Source organism: Pelomonas margarita (assembly GCF_043555875.1).
Classification (GTDB): Bacteria; Pseudomonadota; Gammaproteobacteria; order Burkholderiales; family Burkholderiaceae_C; genus Pelomonas; species Pelomonas margarita.
Map to the genome: position 1 here is coordinate 520,708 of NZ_JBIGHW010000001.1, position 17,941 is coordinate 538,648.

Here is a 17,941-nt window from a genome sequence, read left to right on the forward strand (position 1 = left end):
GCCGTCGTTGTTGTCAGGGTTTTGGGCCCGTCACGGAGCGGTGTCAGATCACTCCGATTCAGGCGTCGGAGCGGACCATAAACATGGGGTTACATGGCGAGAAATACGATTTCCCGGATTTCCTATCTCGTCAGGGAATACCGGGCCCAGAAACAATGGTTAACCCGTGGAATCGTCGAGAAACACTCACGGCGGTGAGCGGCGGCGGTGCAAACGGGCAACACCGACAACGGTGTCAGGGCTTGGTGCGGGACACCCTTTGCACGGCAGGCGTGCGGCGCAGCACGCGCAGCACGTCGGCCAGGTGCAGGCGGTCGCGCACGGCGATGAGCAGGTTCATTTCCACCTCCTCCAGCGCCGGCGCCTCATCGCCCATGGCGATGTGGGTGATGTCGGCCTCGGCCTGGGCCACGGCCTGGGCCACCTGGGCCAGCACGCCCTTGCCGTTGGTCAGCAGCAGCGACACGCCGACTTCGAAGCCGCGCGACAGCTCCTCGGCCCATTCCACGCGTATCCAGTGCTCGCTGTCGCGCTGGAACAGCCGCTTGCCCACGGCGCATTCGCAGGTGTGCACGACGAGGCCCTCGCCCCGGCCCAGGTAGCCGCGCACCTCGTCGCCGGGGATGGGGCGGCAGCAGGTGGCCAGCTGCACCGAGGCGCCTTCGCTGCCATCGATGGTGACGCTGGCGCGGTCGTCCACGGGCCCTTCGGTGAAGCGGCCCAGTGTCAGCGCCAGCGCATCGGGGCGCTGCCCTTGTTCGGCCATCAGGCGGGCCAGTTTCTTGGCGATGATGGCGGCGATCTTGCGGCCGGCGCCGATATCCACCAGCAACTGCTCGGTGCTGGCGCTGCCGGCCCAGTCGGCCAGCGCATGCCACAGCGGCGCCTCGGGCGCGTCCAGCTCCAGGCTGGGCAGGCCCAGGCCCTCGGTGCGCATGGCCTGGGCCAGCATCTTCTCGCCCAGCTCGCGGGATTCTTCCTGCTCCAGGTCCTTCAGGTAGTGGCGGATCTTGGAGCGCGCGCGGCCCGTGCGCACGAAGCTCAGCCACGCCGGGTTGGGGCTGGCGCCGGGGGCCGTGATGATCTCGACGATGTCGCCGCTGCGCAGGGCTGCCCGCAGCGGCACGGCCTCGCCGTTGACCTGGGCCGCCACGCAGTGATCGCCGACGTCGGAGTGGATGGCGTAGGCAAAGTCCACCGGCGTGGCGCCCTTGGGCAGCGCCATGATCTTGGACTTGGGCGTGAAGACGTAGATGGAGTCGGGGAACAGGTCGATCTTGACGTGCTCCAGGAACTCGTTGGCATCGCGCGTCTCGTCCTGGATGTCGATGAGGCTCTGCAGCCAGCGCGCGTTGGCCTGCTGCGCGATCAACGCCGAGGCCTGCTTGCCGCCACGGCTTTTGTAGATCCAGTGCGCCGCCACGCCCTGTTCGGCGATCTGGTGCATGCCCTCGGTGCGCAGCTGGAACTCCAGCGGTGTGGCCAGCGGGCCCATCAGCGTGGTGTGCAGCGACTGGTAGCCGTTGTCCTTCTGGTTGGCGATGTAGTCCTTGAAGCGGCCCGCCTGCGGCTTGTAGAGCTGGTGCAGCACGCCAAGGGCGGTGTAGCACTGCAGCGGTTCCTCGGTGAGGATGCGAAAGCCGAAGATGTCGCTGACCTGCGCGAAGCTCATCAGGCCCTTCTCGCGCATCTTCTTGTAGATGGAGTAGACCGTCTTCTCCCGCCCCTGCACCTGCACACGCAGACCGGCCTTGGTGAAGGCCGTGCGGATCTCGCCCTCGATGCGCGACACCAGGTCGCGCCGGTTGCCGCGCGCCTTGGCCACGGCCTTGCTGAGCGCGGTGTAGCGCCAGGGGTGGAAGTAGCGGAAGGACAGGTCTTCCAGCTCGCGAAAGGTCTGGTTCAGGCCCAGGCGGTGGGCGATGGGCGCGTAGATGTCGAAGGTCTCGCGTGCGATGCGGCGGGCCTTGTGCGGCGCCATCGCGCCCATGGTGCGCATGTTGTGCAGGCGGTCGGCCAGCTTGACGAGGATGACGCGCAGGTCGCGCGCCATCGCCAGCAGCATCTTGCGGAAGGACTCGGCCTGCGACTCCTCCTTGGTGGAGAACTGCAGCTTGTCCAGCTTGGTGAGGCCGTCGACGAGGTCGGCCGTGGTGGCGTCGAACTTCTCGATCAGCTCGGCCTTGGAGATGCCGCAGTCCTCGACGACATCGTGCATCAGCGCCGCCATCAGCGCCTGGGCGTCTAGCCGCCATTCGGCGCAGATGCCGGCCACGGCGATGGGGTGGGTGATGTAGGGCTCGCCGGTGGCGCGCTTCTGGCCCAGGTGGGCCTCATCGGCGAACTTATAGGCCTCGCGCACGCGCTTGACCTCGGCCTTGCTGAGGTAGCCCAGCTTGGGCAGGAGTGCATCAAAGGAGGCGGCTTCCGCCGGCGTCGGCGGCGCCTTGTCGCGCAGCCCGGGCAGGGTGAACCAGGCAGTGAGGGAGCGTTGGGCCATCGCCCGAATTTATCCGATGCCAGAAAGGCAACGGGCGTCCGAGGACGCCCGTTTCATGCTCAGTGCAGCTGGTGGATCAGACCGGCACCTTGCGCAGCATTTCCACGCCCACTTCACCGGCGGCGATTTCGCGCAGCGCAGTCACGCCGGGCTTGTTCTTGCTCTCGATGCGGGGGCTGTGGCCCTGGCTCAGCATGCGGGCGCGGTAGGTCGCGGCCAGCACCAGCTGGAAGCGGTTGGGGATCTTGGTCAGGCAGTCTTCGACGGTGATGCGGGCCATGGTGTTCCTAGAGGGTTGAGCGCGATCAGGGCAGATCGAGCGCCTGAAAGACGGCAGAGCGGTTGCGCCGCTGAGCCGCGTATTTTAGCCGCTGTGCGTGCACGATGGTCTTGAGGTCGAAAACAGCGGTGTCGAACACCGCGTTCACGACGACGAAATCGAAGTGCTGGGCCTGTGCCACCTCGGTGCGCGCGGTGTTCATGCGCTTGGCGATGACCTCCGGCGCCGTGTCGCCGCGGCGGTTCAGGCGCAGGCGCAGCTCGTCCCAGCTGGGCGGCAGGATGAAGATCAGCACGGCGTAGGGGAACAGCTGCTTGATCTGCAGCGCACCCTGGAAGTCGATCTCCAGCACGACGTCCTCGCCGTGCTGCAGCCGCGCCTCGATGCCGGCGCGCGAGGTGCCGTAGAGGTTGTCGTGCACCTCGGCCCACTCGAAGAACTCGCCGCGAGCGGCCATGGCGCGGAATTCCTCCGGCGAGATGAACAGGTACTCGCGGCCGTGCTGCTCCTGGCCGCGCGGCGCGCGCGAGGTGTGGGAGACGGACACGGCCAGGCGCGAGTCCAGCTCCAGCAGGGCCTTGACGAGGCTGGACTTGCCCGCGCCGCTGGGCGCTGCGACGACGAAGAGATTGCCGGGGTATTCCATGTGCGGGTCGTTGCGGTGAAGGCGGGATTGTCACCTGCCCCTATGCGTGGTCGCGCATGGTTCATGCAGGGCCGAGGCAGGTCGGCGAGCGCCTTTCGTCAGGCGGATGTTGCGGGCGGCGTCGCTGCGGGGCGGTGGCCGTTGAGGCGGGCGGCGGCCTCGAAGGCGTCAGCCACGCCTGCGGCGGCGGTCAGCAGCTTCGGCTGCAGCCGGCCGGCGGCGGCGGGCGCGGCTGTCGAGTGCAGCAGCTGCTCGGCAGCGTCGCGGATGCGCGCCACGCTCAGCCGGTCGGCGCGCAGCGTGAGGCCGGCGCCGGCCGCTTCCAGCGGGGCCATGTTGAGGAACTGGTCCATGTTGCTGGCCAGGGCCAGCGTGGGGATGCCGGCCGCCAGCGCCTGCTGCGTGCCCAGGCTGCCGCCGTTGCTGATCATCAGCCGCGAGCGCCGGGCGGCTTCGTCGCCCTGCAGGTAGGGGGCCAGCCTGGCATTGGCCGGCGTCACGGCCGGCGCCGGCGCACCGGCGGTCGACGCAATGACGCGCACCGGCAGGCCCTGCAGCGCCTCCAGGATCATGGGTAGCAGGCCGGCCTGGCCGGAGCTGCCCAGGGTGACGTAGACGCTGCCCAGCGGTGCATCGACGGCCTCGTCCCACCAGGCCGGCGCCGGCGGCGACGGCGCCCACATCAGCGGGCCGACGAAGGTGTGCGCGTCCGCCGGCCCGCTCAGCGGGAACAGCTCGGCGAGGTCGGGGATGAGCAGGTGGTCTGCGTCGGTGTAGACCCGTCGCAAGTTGTTGCCCAGGGAGGCCAGGCCATGGCGCGCGCGCAGCCGGTTCATCGGCTGGCAGTGCGGGATGAAGGCCAGCGGCCGGAAAGTGTGGAACAGCGCCGACGCCAGCGGCAGCGGCAGCGCACGGCTCAGCGGGATGACGGGCAGCGCATAGCCGCCAGCGTACTGCGGCGTCCAGTAGGCGTTGGCGATGGCCATGTAGGGCACGCCGGCCAAACGTGCGCTGACCGACAGCGACAACCGGAAGTCGCCCACCACCAGGTCGGGCTGGAAGGCGCGCAGCAGGCGCAGATCCTCGTCCACGTAGCGCTGCAGCGTGGCCTCGTCGTAGACCGGCGTGCCCCGGGCGAGCGCATCGTTGAACTGCGCGCTGGGGATGCTGTGCAGGGCTTCCTGTTGCCACGGGCCCTCGGACGTGAAGGCAGCGTAGCGAGGGTCGCAGGCCAGCAGCAACTGGTGGCCGGCCGGCGCGATCGCACGCGCCAGCGCGAGGGGTCGGGCCACATGGGCCAGCGTGACGGCCTCGCAGAACAGCGCGATGCGCAGGGGGCGGGCGGGCGACGTCATCACGCGCCCTGGATCATCAGGCTGTCCAGCGGCCGGCGCAGCGAACGCGAGCGCGGTGCGTCGCCATGGCCCACCCGGCCCATGAACACTGCATGCGCCACGGCATGCTCGCCGACGAGGTCGACGAAGCGCTGCTCCAGCCGGCGCGCCATGTCATGCGCGCCGGGCGTGCGCGAGAAGTCGATGCCGTCGCGGGCATAGCGGGTGAACACCAGCGGCGTGACTTCCGGCTGCAGCTGCAGCCCCAGGTGCGTGGCGGTCAGCCAGAAGCGCTGCATGGCGCGGCCGGCGGCCACGTAGTCGTCCAGCGTGCGGGCGGGGCGCTCGGCCATGAGCAGGAAATGGGCCGCGCAGGCGACGCCGGGCACGAAGTCCAGCTGGATGCGCGGCGCCCAGGTGCCGGCGAAGAAGCGGTTGAACATCTCCACGCGCGCCCAGCTCTGCATGACGAAGCGCATCAGCCGCGTGGTCATCGGGTCGGTGCCCAGCGCCTGATCGGGCACGCGCTCCTCGCTGAACTGCGACTGCCACTGGATGATGTCCTTGTGCACCCGGTAGGCCTCCGGCGTGACCAGCCGGATCTTGGCCGAGTGAAACAGCATCTTGGCCATGCGCAGCCGCTGGCCGCCGCTTTCCTGCCAAGTCACGGTGTAGCCCGGCCCGACGGCAGCGGCGAGCGACTGCTTCTGCGGCGCGGTCAGCGGCTGGGTCTTCAGTGGCCGGCGCTGGACGCTGCGGGTCTTGATGCTGTGCAGCAGCGGGTCCGGCGCGAGGGCAGCGTCGGGCGTGAAGTGCAGGTCGAAGACGGGGCGTGCATCGGGCGAACCGCTGCGGCGTGTGGCTTGCATCCGCAGCCCGTGGTGGCTCGCAGCGATGGCCGCCGTCTCCAGCATCGCGCCGATGGCGATCTGGCTGGGATGGCCGTCCAGGTCGTAGACGCAGTGCTCACGGGTGTCGAAGCCGTGGATGGCGACGCTGGCGGGGCCAGTGATTTCGAAACGCCAGGGTTGGGTGTTGTCGCCGCTGGGGGCCCATCGTGCAAAATCGAGAATCTGCAGGAGCGTGGCCTGGGAATCCATGGTTGACGACCTTTTCTGGAATTGAAGATTGCCGCGTGGCTGCAACACCATGGCGGGTCGGCCCGAACGGCAGCTCAAGCCGTATGTTGGCTGCCCCCGCCGCAAAGGGGGAACATGAACCAAGCTGCGACGTTTGATTACGCGACCGCATTTTCCAGGAACATCGGCTGGGTGACCCCGGCCGAGCAGGAAAAACTTCGTTCGGCACGCATTGCCATCGCCGGGCTGGGTGGTGTGGGCGGCGCGCATCTGCTGACCTTGAGCCGTTTGGGCGTGAGCCGTTTCAATATTGCCGACTTCGACGAATTCGGTGTCCACAATATGAACCGGCAGGTCGGTGCCTTCATGTCGACGGTGGACCAGCCCAAGGCCAGGGTGCTGGCCGATATGGCGCGCGACATCAATCCCGAGATGGATGTCCGTGTTTTTCCGGAGGGTGTCACCGAGGCCAATCTCGATGATTTCCTGCGTGATGTCGACCTGTATGTCGACGGCATCGATTTCTTTGCGCTGCCGGCGCGCCGCATGCTGTTCAAGGCCTGTCATGAGCGCGGCATTCCCGCGTTGACGGCGGCGCCGCTGGGCATGGGCGTGGCGCTGATGTATTTCAAGCCGGGCGGCATGAGTTTCGAGCAGTACTTCCGCGTGGAAGGCCGCAGTGAGAACGAACAATATGCGCGCTTCATCGCCGGGCTGTCTCCGGCCATGCTGCAGCGCAACTATCTGGTCGAGCCGGGTGCCGTGAATTTCCAGCAGCGTCGCGGGCCCTCCACGATGATGTCCTGTGACTTGTGTGCTGGTGTCATGGGCGTGGCGGCGCTGAAGGTGCTGCTGGGGCGAGGGCGCCTGCGCGCCGCACCCTGGGCCATGCAGTTCGATGCCTACCACCAGCGCATCAAGTTCACCTGGCGCCCGTTCGGCAATGCCAACCCGATGCAGCAGCTGATGCTGATGCTCATCCGACCCCTGCTCGAAGGGCGCGCGAAGGTGGTTTGAGCGAGCCGCCGCGCTGGGCAGTCAACGGTGTGAAATTGCACGTCGCACCGTGCGCATGCCCCTGTTTCGGCGGGCAGCGCAGGGCCATGCCTATGGCATCATGCGGCGCGCTTGCTCCCGCCTGGCGGGGGAGGTTCTGCTGCTTGCGCTCTTTCGACGAACAGACCCAAAGAGGAATTGCCTTGGACTCCAATCACGCTGAAGCTCGCCATGGTGCACAAACGATGTCGGCCGCCGGTGCGTCGGCTTCGCCCGGTGCAGGCGGGCGGTCCGGTCTGGGTGTGATGCTGGCAGGGCTCGCGATGGCGTTGCTGGCCGGCTGCGCGAGCAACAACCATCCGGCGGCGCCGGTCACGGTGGCCAACGATGACTACAGCTACATCATCGGTGCCGGCGACAACTTGAGCATCCAGGTGTGGCGCAACCCGGAGCTGTCCATGTCTGTGCCGGTGCGTCCGGACGGCAAGATCGCGGCGCCGCTGGTCGATGAGATCGTCGTGCAGGGCAAGACCTCCGTGCAGGTGGCGCGCGACGTGGAGAAGCAGCTCAGCAAGTACGTGCGTGATCCGGTGGTGACCGTGATCGTGACCGGCTTCGTCGGCCCCTACAGCGAGCAGATCCGCGTGGTCGGCGAGGCGGCGCGCCCGCAGTTCCTGCCGTTCAAGCAGAAGATGACGTTGCTGGACGTGATGATCGCCGTGGGCGGCCTGACGGATTTCGCCTCGGGCAACAGCGCCACCATCCTGCGCACGGCCGAGGGCAACAAACAGTATTCGGTGCGCCTGAAGGACTTGATCAAGCGTGGCGACGTGTCGGCGAACGTCGAGATGCGCCCGGGTGACATCCTCATCATTCCGCAGAGCCTGTTCTGAGTCATGGGTCAGGGGCTGTTCGGCATCGGGCCGGCACCTCAATCCCGCACAAGCCTTAACTGAGACTGTTGCAGATGGAATTGCTGATTGCTCAGCTGCTGATCATCGTCCGGCGGATGTGGAAGTACCGCTGGGTTGGCCTGGTGGTGGCCTGGGTGGCTGGGGTGGTCGGGGCGGTGATCGTCTTCGTGCTGCCGGATCGCTACGAGGCCAGTGCGCGCATTCACGTCGACACGCAGTCCACGCTCAAGCCGCTGATGGCAGGCCTCGCGGTTCAGCCCAATGTCGACCAGCAGGTGTCCTTGCTCAGCCGCACGCTGATCAGCCGGCCCAACGTCGAGAAGCTGGTGCGCATGGCAGACCTGGACCTGAAGAGTCAGTCCAAGGCCCAGCAGGAGGCCACCATTGAGGCGGTCACCAGCAATCTCTCCATCCAGAGCAGTGGGCGTGGCGACAACCTCTACATCCTGGGTTATCGCGACAGCGACCCGGAGACCGCCAAGCGGGTGGTGCAGTCGTTGGTGTCCATCTTCGTGGAGTCCAGTTTGGGGGCTACGCGCAAGGACAGTTCAACGGCGTCGACTTTCATCAATGAGCAGATCAAGGTCTACGAAGCGAAGCTTGAGGAGGCCGAAACGCGCTTGAAGGAGTTTCGGCTCAAGAATTTGTCGATCTCGGCGGATGGCAAGGATTCGGCCGCGCAGATTGCCGAGGTCGGCGGCCAGTTGGAGCGGGCCCGCCTGGAATATCGGGAGGCCGTGAATGCCCGTGATGCCGCCAAGGCCCAGTTGGACGCCGAGAAGTCCGGCAAGGGCGGCGCGCAGAGCACGGCGCAGAGCCTCATTCAGGAGTCGACGGCGAATGTGAGCACGCCAGAGCTGGATGCCCGGCTGGCGGAGTACCGGCGCAACCTCGACGGGCTGCTGCAGCGGTTCACCGACCAGCATCCGGACATCATCTCCACGCGCAAGCTCATCAAAGACCTGGAAGAGCAGCGCAAGCGCGAGATCGCCGAGCTGCGCAAGGCGGCGATGAGCATGCCGACGGTTTCAGTCGGTCAGGCCGGTGGCAATCCCGTCGTGCAGGAGCTGGTTCGCATCCTCGCGACCACCGAGGTGCAGGTCGCCTCGCTGCGAGCGCGAGTGGACGAATATTCGGCACGTTATGCGCACGCCATGGCTGCGATGAAGACCGCGCCGCAGATGGAGGCGGAGGCGGCACAGCTGAATCGCGATTACGCGATCCACAAGAAGAATTACGAGGATTTGGTGCAGCGGCGCGAGCAGGCCTCCATTTCGAGTGACCTGGACGTCGCCTCCGGTGTCGCTGATTTCCGCGTTATCGACCCGCCGCGGGCCAACCCCAAGCCGGTCGCGCCGAACCGGCTGCTGATGCTGGCCGGCGTGATGGCCGCCTCCCTGGGCATCGGTGTGTTCACGACCTTCGCGGCCAGCCAGTTGCGGCCGGTCTTCCATGACGCCAACGACCTGCGGGCACGCGTCGAGCTGCCCATCCTGGGTGTCGTGACCCGCCTGGTGACTGACGCCGACCGGGCGCGCCAGCGAGTGGACCTGATCCGTTTCTCGGCAGGGGCGGGCGGGTTGTTGGTGATGTTTGCGGTCGCCTTGACGGTCTTGGCGGTGAAGTTGAGCCGGCAGGTGGTTTGACATGACGAGCTTGATAGAACAGGCCGCTCAGCGGCTCGAACAACTCCGCCAGGCCGGCGTGGTGCTGCCGGGTGACGAGCAGGTCTCGCCTGCTGCTGAAGCCGCCGTGCCGAAGATGGCGGCCCCGGCGCCTGTGGCGCAGCCCGTCGCCCAGCTGGCCCCGATCACGCCTGAGCCGCCCCAGATGGGCATCTCTGTCGTGGAGGATGGGCCGCATGCATCGTCCAAGCGGGTGGAGCTGGATGTCGTGGCGCTGGCAGCGCAGGGGTTCCTGATGCCGCACACGCCGCGCTCGCAGACCGGCGACCAGTACCGCGTCATCAAGCGGCCGCTGATCAAGAATGCGATGGGCAAGGGCGCGGCCACCATCAACCACGCGAATCTGCTGATGGTGACCAGCGCACTGGCGGGCGAGGGCAAGAGCTTCACGTCCATCAACCTCGCGTTGAGCATCGCGGCGGAACTGGACAACACCGTCATGCTGGTCGATGCCGACGTCGCCCGGCCCTCGGTGCTGCGCATGCTGGGGCTGCCGCAGGGGCCGGGGCTGCTGGACGTGCTGGAAGAGCGCGTCGACATGTCCGAGGTGCTGCTGCGCACCAACGTCGAGAAGCTGACCATCCTGCCCAGCGGCACGCCGCACTCGCGCGCCACCGAACTGCTGGCCAGTGACTCCATGAGCCAGTTGCTCGAGAAGATGGCCAAGCGCTACCCCGACCGCATCATCATCTTCGACTCGCCGCCGCTGCTGCTGACGACCGAGTCGCGGGTGCTGGCCTCGCACATGGGGCAGATCGTCATCGTCGTGCATGCCGAGAAGACGCCGCAGAGCGCGGTGCAGCAGGCGCTGGCCGCGATTGAGAACTGCCCCGTCAAGATGATGTTGCTCAACCAGGCGAGCCCCAACGCCGCAGGCGGCTATGGCTACGGGTACGGCTATGGCTACGGGTATGGCTACGGCTACGGATATGGCAGCAATGACTCGGCTCAGAGCTGAGCCCCGCTGCATCGCATTCGTTCTGCTGGCCTGGGCGGCGCTGGCCCAGGCGCAGGGGACGGGCGGCCGCGGCGGCGTGTTCTCGGTGTCGCCGCGCCTGAGCGCGACACAGACATTGACGGACAACCTGCAGCTGACCGAGCGCGACAAGGATGCGGCGCTGATTACGACGTTGTCGCCCGGCCTCAGCATCACCAGCCGGACCGGGGCGTTGCAAGGCAGCCTGGACTACGCGATGAACGGCATCCTGTACGCCAAGACGGACCAACCGTCGCGGGTGCAGAACGCCTTGTCGGCAACGGCCCGGGCGGAGTTGGTGGCAGACGCCTTGTACGTGGACATGCGCGCAGGCATCGGCCAGCAAAGCGTCTCGGCCTTCGGGCTGCAGAGCGCCCCCAGCTTGGATGGGCAGGGCGGCCAAGGCGGTGTCAGCAGCTTGACCAACAGCAACCAGCGCGAGACCTTGACCTACTCGGTCTCGCCCGTGCTGCAGGGCAAGCTCGGTGGCCTGGCCAGTTACGTGCTGCGTGGCGAGTTCTCTGGTAGCGATGCGCGCGGCAGCGAGCTGGGGGACAGCCGCGGCCGCGGGACATCCCTGCAGGTGAACCAGCTAGGCGCGCGCGCGTTCGCCTGGTGGCTGCAGCTCAACACCCACGAGACCCGTTCGTCTGGCAGCGCCAGCGCCCCGCGCAGCACCAGCCTGCGGCTGGGCGCGAACTACCGGCCCGATCCCGACTGGGTGTTCTCCGCCAACGCCGGGCAGGAGCGCAGCAACTACCTCGGCAACGCGCAGAGCAGCGGCACGACGGCCGGGGCCACCGCGAGCTGGACGCCGTCGACGCGCACCCGCATCGGTCTGGACCTGCAGCGCCACGCCTACGGCAACAGCCACGGTCTCACGCTGGAGCATCGGCTGGCGCGATCGGTGTGGCGCTATTCCGACCAGCAGAGCACGGTGGTCGGCAACACCGGCTCGGCCGGTGGCGCGCGCAGCAACTACGACCAGTTTTTCCTGCTGTTCGCCTCGCAGGAGCCCGACCCGGTCAAGCGCGACACCTTTGTGCGGGCTTATCTTCAATCGCAGGGCCTGTCTGCCGACGCCCCGGTCGCGGGCGGCTTTTTGTCGACCGGGCCCAGCCGGCTGCGCAACCAGCAGCTGGCCGTCACGCTGCAAGGGGTGCGAGCCAGCCTCACGGGGCAGTTCAACCGCTCGGTGTCTGGCAGGCTGGGCAGCAATGTGAACCAGGGCAGCCTGGCCGACAGCTCGAAGATCGAGCAGCGGTCGATGTCGCTCTCCGCGAGCTACCAGCTCGGCGCCACCTCCGGCCTGACGCTGATCGCCACGCGCCAGGAGTCGGCCGGCGACACCAGTCGCCAGTCCACGCAGCTGACCAGCTACTTCGCCAACTGGACGGCACGCCTGGGCAACCAGCTGGCCGCCCAGCTGGGCGCGCGGCACAGCCGCTTCGAAGGTGTCACGAGCTACACCGAAAATGCCGTGTTGCTCACCTTGACGCAGCAGTTCTGAAATGAAACGACCGCCCCCATGCCTGCTTCGCAAGCGCGCGCCCGGCGCGGCGCATCGGCGCCGCCGGACGGCCGGGAGCCACTGACATGTACGAAGCCTTCTATGGCCTGAGCAGCAAGCCTTTCCAGCTCAGCCCTGACCCGAACTTTTATTTCGGCAGCAAGCAGCACCGGCGCGCCAAGGCCTACCTGGACTACGGCGTGCTGCGCAATGACGGCTTCATCGTCATCACCGGCGAGATCGGCGCCGGCAAGACGACGCTGCTGCGCGGCCTGCTGGACAGCCTGAACCGCAGCAACGTCGTCATCGGCAACGTCGTGACGACGCAGCTGGACGCCGAGGACACGCTGCGCATGGTCGGCGCGGCCTTCGGCGTGCGCGTGAAGGACGCGCCCAAGTCCGAGCTGCTGATGACGCTGGAAGCGTTCTTCGTCAACCAGGTCACGCAGGGCAAGCGCTGCCTGCTCATCGTCGACGAGGCGCAGAACCTGACCGCCCGCGCGGTGGAGGAACTGCGCATGCTGTCCAACTTCCAGTTTGCCAACCAGTCGTTGCTGCAGACCTTCTTGGTCGGCCAGCCCGAGTTTCGCGGCATCCTGCAGAAGCCCGAGATGGAGCAGTTCCGCCAGCGCGTGGCGGCCACCTGCCACATCGGCCCGCTGGACGAGGACGAGACGCAGCGCTACATGGAGCACCGCCTGAAGTGCGCGGGCTCCACCGGCAAGCCCACCTTCGACCACGACGCCTTCCCGGCCATCCACAAGGCCAGCAACGGCATCCCGCGCCGCATCAACCGCCTGTGCGACCGGTTGCTGCTGCTGGGCTTCATGCAGGGGCGCTCTCACCTGACGCTGGCCGACGTGAAGGAGGTGCTGCGCGACATCGCCCAGGAGAGCGAGACGCCGCGCCACAGCGACGTCAGCCCGCTGGACAGCGTGCCCGCCAGGCTGCCCGACAGCCGCCCGGCGGCGCTGGACAGTGCGCCCGGTGCGCTGGACGTGGCCAAGTTGAAGCTGAGCGTGGCCGAGGTCGACGGCCTCTCCAGCGAGATCGCTGCGCTGAGCGCCGACCACCACACCGACCGCCTGCAGCGCCTGGAGCGCAGCATGATGCGCCTGGAGCGCATCAACCTGCAGACCCTGGCGCTGCTGCAGAAGCTGGTGGATGCCGTCAAGCAACACTGAGGCTGTAGATCATGTTGATGCCCACCCCTGTCCCGCCGCTGCGCAATGCGATGAGCATCGACGTGGAGGACTACTTCCAGGTGTCCGCGTTCGCGCCCTACATCCGCCGCGAGGACTGGCACGGGCTGGAATGCCGTGTCGAGCGCAACATCGCCGCCATCCTCGCGCTGCTGGCCGAGAAGGACGTCAAGGCCACCTTCTTCACGCTGGGCTGGATTGCCGAGCGCTACCCGCAGGTGGTCAGGGCCATCGTCGCCGGCGGCCATGAGCTGGCCAGCCATGGCTACGGCCACGAGCGTGCCAGTGACCTGAGCCCGGCGGCCTTCCTCGAAGACATCGCCAGCGCCAAGAAACTGCTGGAAGATTTGGGCGGCGTGCCCGTCGTCGGCTACCGCGCGCCGAGCTTCTCGATCGGCAAGGGCAACCTGTGGGCTTTTGATGTGCTGCGCGACGCCGGCTATCGCTACTCCAGCAGCGTCTACCCCATTGCCCACGACCACTACGGCATGCCCGACTCGCCGCGCTTTGCCTACCCGGTGCGCGAGGGCTTGCTCGAGATCCCGGTGACGACGCTGCGCATGGGCTCTAAGAACCTGCCCAGCAGCGGTGGCGGCTACTTCCGCCTGCTGCCTTATGCGCTGTCGCGCTGGATGATCCGCCGTGTCAACGAGGTCGATGGCCAATCGGCGGTCTTCTATTTCCACCCCTGGGAGATCGACCCCGAGCAGCCGCGTGTGCCGGGCATCGATGCCAAGGCGCGCTTTCGCCACTACGTCAACCTGGCGCGCACCCAGGGCCGCATCGCGCGGTTGCTGGGCGACTTCCGCTGGGGGCGCATGGACGAGATCTTCCTGGGCCGCGAGGCCAGCCCGCGCGCCGCGGCGCCCTCGCTGAGCGCCGCCTGAATGAGTGCCTCCCTCCGCATTGCGCGGCTGACCGCGCAAGACCGGGCTGCGTCCGCCCGCTGGGACGCGTTCGTGCTGGCCCATCCGCAAGCCACGTTCTTCCACCGCAGCGGCTGGCTGCGCGTCATCGAGCGCAGCTTCGGCCACGCGTGCTTCTTCCTGTACGCCGAACGTGACGGTGTCATCGAGGGCGTGCTGCCGCTGGCGCAGATCAAGAGCCGGCTGTTCGGCCATTCGGTCGCCAGCCTGCCGTTTGCCGTCTACGGTGGTGTGGCCGCGCTGAACGACGAAGCCGCTGCTGCGTTGGAGGCCGAGGCCGAGCGCTTCGCGCGTGAGCTGGGCGCCGAACATCTCGAGTACCGCTACCTCGGCGCCACACGCCATGCGGACTGGCCGCGCCAGGACTTGTACGTCACCTTCCGCAAGGAGATCCTGCCGGACGAGGAGGCCAACATGCTGGCCATTCCGCGCAAGCAGCGGGCCATGGTGCGCAAGGGCATCAAGAACGAACTGAAGGCCGCTATCGATCCGAACGTCGACCGGTTCTTTGACCTTTACGCCGACAACGTGCTGCGCCACGGCACGCCTGCGATGCCGAAGCGGTACTTCCAGGCGCTGCTGGACGAGTTCGGTGCGGACGCCGAGGTGTTGACGGTCACGGCAGCTGATGGACGGCCGCTGTCCAGCGTGCTGAGCTTCTACTTCCGCGATGAGGTGCTGCCTTACTACGCTGGCGACGACGAGGCCGCGCGCGACCTCGCGGCCAATGACTTCAAGTACTGGGAGCTGATGCGGCGCGCCTGCGCGCGCGGCCTCAAGGTCTTCGACTACGGGCGCAGCAAGCAGGGCACGGGGCCCTACGCGTTCAAGAAGAACTGGGGTTTCGAACCGCAGCCGCTGAGCTACGAGTACCGGCTGTTCAAGCGGGACGCGATCCCCCAGAACAATCCGAACAACCCCAAGTACCAGCTGATGATCAAGGCCTGGCGCCGCCTGCCCGTGGGCGTGGCCAACTGGCTGGGGCCGTTCATCGTCAAGAACCTGGGCTGAGGTCGGATGCATGCCGCCCCCGCGCTCACTTCGTTCGCTGCCTCCCGAGGCGGCGCGTCAGCGTCTTCGGGCGGCCGGGTGGCGTTGACATGAAGATCCTCTATCTCGTCCACCGCCTGCCTTACCCGCCGAACAAGGGCGACAAGGTGCGCTCTTACCACCTGCTCAAGCATCTGGCGGCGCGGCACGAGGTGCACCTCGGCACCTTCATCGACGACCCCGACGACGAGCAGCACCTGCCCCGCGTGCAGGCCCTGTGTGCAGGCCTGCATGTCGCGCGCCTGAACCCGCGCACGGCCAAGCTGCTGAGCCTGCGCGGTCTGCTGACGGGCGAAGCCCTGAGCCTGCCCTACTACCGCGACGCCGGCCTGCAGGCATGGGTGGCCGAGGCGGCGGCCCGGGTGGGGTTCGACGCCGTGGTGGTGTTCAGCGGCGTCATGGCCCAGTACGTGCCGCCGGGGCTGCGCATGCTGGTGGACTTCGTGGACGTCGACTCCGCCAAATGGCGTGATTACGCGCCTGAGCACGCCTGGCCGATGTCTTGGCTTTACCGGCGTGAATCGACCCAGCTGCTGGCCTTTGAGCAGCGCACGGCCCGTGCGGCGCAGTGCAGCTTCTTCGTCACCGACAACGAGGTCGCGCTGTTCCGTGACCTCGGGCCCGGCCAGACCATGAAGCTCGCCGCGCTGGGCAACGGCGTGGACGCCGATTTCTTCGCGCCGGATGCCGCACGCGCCAGCCCATTCACGGCCGGTGAGCTGCCGCTGGTGTTCACCGGCGCCATGGACTACTGGCCCAACGTCGATGCGGTGACCTGGTTGGTGCGCGACATGTTGCCGGCGCTGCGCGAGCGCTTTCCGGCGCTGCGCTTTCACATCGTCGGGCGCAGCCCGACGCCGGCCGTGCAGGCCCTGGCCGGGCCGGCCGTCAACGTGACGGGCACCGTGCCCGACGTGCGTCCCTACCTGCAACACGCTGCCGTCGTCGTTGCGCCGCTGCGGCTGGCACGCGGCCTGCAGAACAAGGTGCTGGAAGCCATGGCCATGGCCCGGCCGGTCGTTGCAGCCGGCAGCTGCGTGCGTGCGATCACCGACGCCTCCCAGCCCGGCCTGCAGCCTGCCGATGACGCGCCCGCCTACGTGCAGCAGCTGTCGCTCTGGCTGGCGGACCCGGCCGCTGCCGACACGGCCGGCCGCCGCGCGCGTGACTTCGTCGTCGGCGCCTACAGCTGGGGCGCCCACCTGGCCGGCCTTGATCGCTATCTGGAAACCCCATGCTGAACATGCCCAAACCCTGGCGATTGCCCTTGCTCGTGCTGGTGCTGGCCTGGGCGCTGCTGGCGCTGCTGTACCACGGCACCATCGGCGCCATGGTGTCCATCTGGGACCGCTCGGAGACCTTTGCCCATGCCTGGGTCGTGCCGCCCATCTCGGCCTGGCTGGTGTGGCGGCTGCGTGCGGGCCTGGCGCCACTGCAGCCCTGGCCTGCGCTGCATTGGCTGTGGGGCCTGTTGCCGCTGGGGCTGTTGTGGCTGATGGGGGAGCTGGCGGCGGCCAACGCGGCCACGCAGTTCGCCGTGATGGGCATGTTCGTGTTGCTGGTGCCGGCACTGCTGGGCACCGAGGTGGCGCGCCGCATCGCGTTTCCACTCGGCTTCCTGTTCTTTGCCGTGCCCTTCGGCGACTTCCTGACGCCCTGGCTGATGGAGCGCACTGCCGATTTCACCGTGCTGGCCTTGCGCGCCACTGGTATTCCGGTGTTCCGCGAAGGGCTGGAGTTCGTCATTCCCTCGGGCTCCTGGTCGGTCGTGCAGGCCTGCAGCGGCATCCGCTACCTGATGGCCTCGGTGATGGTGGGCACCCTGTTCGCCTACCTGAACTACCGCTCGCACACGCGACGGTGGGTCTTCGTCGGCGTCGCCATCGTCACGCCGCTGGTGGCCAACTGGCTGCGGGCCTACATGATCGTCATGCTGGGCCACCTGTCCGGCAACACGCTGGCGGTGGGCGTGGACCACCTCATCTACGGCTGGGTGTTCTTCGGCGTCATCATGCTGGCCATGTTCATGATCGGCGCGCGCTGGTCCGAGCCGGATGCCGCCCCTGAACCGGCACCAGCCGTCGCGCCGGGTGTGCATGCCGCGCTGTCGTCGCGCTGGTCGGCCGCGATCGCCGCGACCGTGCTGCTGCTGGTCCTGCCCTCCGTCTTGCGCATGCATGCCGACGAGCGCAGCGCCCATGGCGAGCCCGAACTGGTGGTGCCGCAGCTGCCGGGCTGGGCATGGCGTGCCGAGCCCCTGGCCAGCTGGCGCCCGGCGTTTGCGAATGCGGCCGCCACGCTGCATGGCCGCTATGAACCCGAGGCGGGCGGCGATGCCATCGGTGTCTACATCGGCTACTACCGCGACCAGCGGCCGGGGCGCCAACTCGTCACCTCCGTCAACAGCTTGGTCGATGTCGAGACCGATCGTGATTGGTCCCGAACGCTCTCGACGCTCGCTGTTCTGGATACCGATGCCGGCAGGCTCGGCTGGCGGGTCGGCGAGCTGCGCGGCCAGGCGCTCAGCCAGGTCAGCGGTGGTGGCAGCCTGGCGCCGCGGCTGCGTGTCTGGCAGATCTACTGGATCAACGGGCGCCCCTTCACCAGCGATTGGCAGGCCAAGCTCTACGGCGCCTGGCGCAAGCTGCAAGGGCAGGGTGACGACGCCGCCGTGCTGCTGGTGTATGCCGAGAAAGACGGCGCCGGCCCGGACGAGATGCGGCTGCGCGCCTTCCTGTCCGCGCACTGGCGCACATTCGACACCGCTTTGAGTGGGGTCCGCGACCGGGGCGCGGCGCGCCAACCCTGACAATCCGCCGCGATCCCAACAACGACAGCAACGA

General features: G+C 67.7%; 15 protein-coding genes. 10 read left to right on the plus strand and 5 right to left on the minus strand.

Going from position 1 to position 17,941, the window contains the following annotated elements:
• Window positions 1-235: 235 nt before the first annotated feature.
• The 5 genes from ACG0Z3_RS02275 to ACG0Z3_RS02295 form a co-directional block, all read right to left on the minus strand.
• Window positions 236-2,500, minus strand: coding sequence for a RelA/SpoT family protein (locus tag ACG0Z3_RS02275; protein ID WP_394394901.1), 2,265 nt, complete (start codon window positions 2,498-2,500; stop codon window positions 236-238).
• A 76-nt stretch (window positions 2,501-2,576) separates the two neighbouring features.
• Window positions 2,577-2,780 (minus strand): DNA-directed RNA polymerase subunit omega, encoded by a 204-nt coding sequence (gene rpoZ, locus ACG0Z3_RS02280; protein ID WP_268166323.1) that lies wholly within the window; start codon window positions 2,778-2,780, stop codon window positions 2,577-2,579.
• Window positions 2,781-2,805: 25 nt separating this feature from the next.
• The gene (gmk, locus tag ACG0Z3_RS02285; protein ID WP_394394903.1) at window positions 2,806-3,426 is read right to left on the minus strand and encodes a guanylate kinase; all 621 of its coding nucleotides are present in this window, start codon (window positions 3,424-3,426) and stop codon (window positions 2,806-2,808) included.
• 98 nt (window positions 3,427-3,524) lie between these two features.
• Window positions 3,525-4,781, minus strand: a complete 1,257-nt coding sequence (locus ACG0Z3_RS02290) for a glycosyltransferase (protein WP_394394904.1) — start codon at window positions 4,779-4,781, stop codon at window positions 3,525-3,527.
• Entirely contained in the window at window positions 4,781-5,860 is a 1,080-nt protein-coding gene (locus ACG0Z3_RS02295; RefSeq protein WP_394394906.1) for a nitroreductase family protein, read from the minus strand. The genes ACG0Z3_RS02290 and ACG0Z3_RS02295 overlap by 1 nt, the downstream gene beginning before the upstream one ends.
• 114 nt (window positions 5,861-5,974) lie before the next feature.
• On the opposite strand from ACG0Z3_RS02295, the gene ACG0Z3_RS02300 reads away from it, so the two are divergent.
• From ACG0Z3_RS02300 to xrtA, 10 genes are all read left to right on the plus strand, one after another.
• Window positions 5,975-6,856, plus strand: coding sequence for a ThiF family adenylyltransferase (locus tag ACG0Z3_RS02300; RefSeq protein WP_394394908.1), 882 nt, complete (start codon window positions 5,975-5,977; stop codon window positions 6,854-6,856).
• Window positions 6,857-7,140: 284 nt separating this feature from the next.
• Window positions 7,141-7,728 (plus strand): XrtA/PEP-CTERM system exopolysaccharide export protein, encoded by a 588-nt coding sequence (locus ACG0Z3_RS02305; RefSeq protein WP_394394909.1) that lies wholly within the window; start codon window positions 7,141-7,143, stop codon window positions 7,726-7,728.
• A 74-nt stretch (window positions 7,729-7,802) separates the two neighbouring features.
• Complete coding sequence (locus tag ACG0Z3_RS02310; RefSeq protein ID WP_394394911.1) at window positions 7,803-9,395, plus strand: XrtA system polysaccharide chain length determinant; 1,593 nt, start codon at window positions 7,803-7,805, stop codon at window positions 9,393-9,395.
• A 1-nt stretch (window position 9,396) separates the two neighbouring features.
• Window positions 9,397-10,392: an XrtA-associated tyrosine autokinase gene (locus tag ACG0Z3_RS02315; protein ID WP_394394912.1), complete on the plus strand. Its 996-nt coding sequence runs from the start codon at window positions 9,397-9,399 to the stop codon at window positions 10,390-10,392.
• Window positions 10,373-11,920 (plus strand): TIGR03016 family PEP-CTERM system-associated outer membrane protein, encoded by a 1,548-nt coding sequence (locus ACG0Z3_RS02320; protein WP_394394913.1) that lies wholly within the window; start codon window positions 10,373-10,375, stop codon window positions 11,918-11,920. The genes ACG0Z3_RS02315 and ACG0Z3_RS02320 overlap by 20 nt, the downstream gene beginning before the upstream one ends.
• 86 nt (window positions 11,921-12,006) lie before the next feature.
• On the plus strand, window positions 12,007-13,104 hold the full coding sequence (locus tag ACG0Z3_RS02325) for an XrtA/PEP-CTERM system-associated ATPase (protein WP_394394915.1): 1,098 nt from the start codon (window positions 12,007-12,009) through the stop codon (window positions 13,102-13,104).
• A gap of 17 nt (window positions 13,105-13,121) precedes the next feature.
• Window positions 13,122-14,009: an XrtA system polysaccharide deacetylase gene (locus ACG0Z3_RS02330; RefSeq protein ID WP_394394916.1), complete on the plus strand. Its 888-nt coding sequence runs from the start codon at window positions 13,122-13,124 to the stop codon at window positions 14,007-14,009.
• The gene (locus ACG0Z3_RS02335) at window positions 14,010-15,059 is read left to right on the plus strand and encodes a FemAB family XrtA/PEP-CTERM system-associated protein (protein ID WP_394394919.1); all 1,050 of its coding nucleotides are present in this window, start codon (window positions 14,010-14,012) and stop codon (window positions 15,057-15,059) included.
• Between the two features lie 89 nt (window positions 15,060-15,148).
• The gene (locus ACG0Z3_RS02340; RefSeq protein WP_394394920.1) at window positions 15,149-16,339 is read left to right on the plus strand and encodes a TIGR03087 family PEP-CTERM/XrtA system glycosyltransferase; all 1,191 of its coding nucleotides are present in this window, start codon (window positions 15,149-15,151) and stop codon (window positions 16,337-16,339) included.
• Window positions 16,333-17,907 carry an exosortase A gene (gene xrtA / locus ACG0Z3_RS02345; RefSeq protein WP_394394922.1) on the plus strand — a complete coding sequence of 525 codons (1,575 nt, stop codon included), beginning with the start codon at window positions 16,333-16,335 and terminating at the stop codon, window positions 17,905-17,907. Before ACG0Z3_RS02340 ends, xrtA begins: the two co-directional genes overlap by 7 nt.
• The last annotated feature ends 34 nt before the right edge of the window (window positions 17,908-17,941 follow it).

Excerpts from the sequence above, each read along its gene's own strand:
- ACG0Z3_RS02315 (WP_394394912.1), top strand. The coding sequence starts at position 9,397 with ATGACGAGCTTGATAGAACAGGCCGCTCAGCGGCTCGAACAACTCCGC.
- ACG0Z3_RS02300 (WP_394394908.1), top strand. The coding sequence starts at position 5,975 with ATGAACCAAGCTGCGACGTTTGATTACGCGACCGCATTTTCCAGGAAC.
- ACG0Z3_RS02330 (WP_394394916.1), top strand. The coding sequence starts at position 13,122 with ATGCCCACCCCTGTCCCGCCGCTGCGCAATGCGATGAGCATCGACGTG.
- ACG0Z3_RS02325 (WP_394394915.1), top strand. The coding sequence starts at position 12,007 with ATGTACGAAGCCTTCTATGGCCTGAGCAGCAAGCCTTTCCAGCTCAGC.
- gmk (WP_394394903.1), bottom strand. The coding sequence starts at position 3,426 with ATGGAATACCCCGGCAATCTCTTCGTCGTCGCAGCGCCCAGCGGCGCG.
- ACG0Z3_RS02295 (WP_394394906.1), bottom strand. The coding sequence starts at position 5,860 with ATGGATTCCCAGGCCACGCTCCTGCAGATTCTCGATTTTGCACGATGG.
- xrtA (WP_394394922.1), top strand. The coding sequence starts at position 16,333 with ATGCTGAACATGCCCAAACCCTGGCGATTGCCCTTGCTCGTGCTGGTG.
- ACG0Z3_RS02340 (WP_394394920.1), top strand. The coding sequence starts at position 15,149 with ATGAAGATCCTCTATCTCGTCCACCGCCTGCCTTACCCGCCGAACAAG.
- ACG0Z3_RS02320 (WP_394394913.1), top strand. The coding sequence starts at position 10,373 with ATGACTCGGCTCAGAGCTGAGCCCCGCTGCATCGCATTCGTTCTGCTG.
- rpoZ (WP_268166323.1), bottom strand. The coding sequence starts at position 2,780 with ATGGCCCGCATCACCGTCGAAGACTGCCTGACCAAGATCCCCAACCGC.
- ACG0Z3_RS02310 (WP_394394911.1), top strand. The coding sequence starts at position 7,803 with ATGGAATTGCTGATTGCTCAGCTGCTGATCATCGTCCGGCGGATGTGG.
- ACG0Z3_RS02290 (WP_394394904.1), bottom strand. The coding sequence starts at position 4,781 with ATGACGTCGCCCGCCCGCCCCCTGCGCATCGCGCTGTTCTGCGAGGCC.
- ACG0Z3_RS02305 (WP_394394909.1), top strand. The coding sequence starts at position 7,141 with ATGCTGGCAGGGCTCGCGATGGCGTTGCTGGCCGGCTGCGCGAGCAAC.
- ACG0Z3_RS02275 (WP_394394901.1), bottom strand. The coding sequence starts at position 2,500 with ATGGCCCAACGCTCCCTCACTGCCTGGTTCACCCTGCCCGGGCTGCGC.
- ACG0Z3_RS02335 (WP_394394919.1), top strand. The coding sequence starts at position 14,010 with ATGAGTGCCTCCCTCCGCATTGCGCGGCTGACCGCGCAAGACCGGGCT.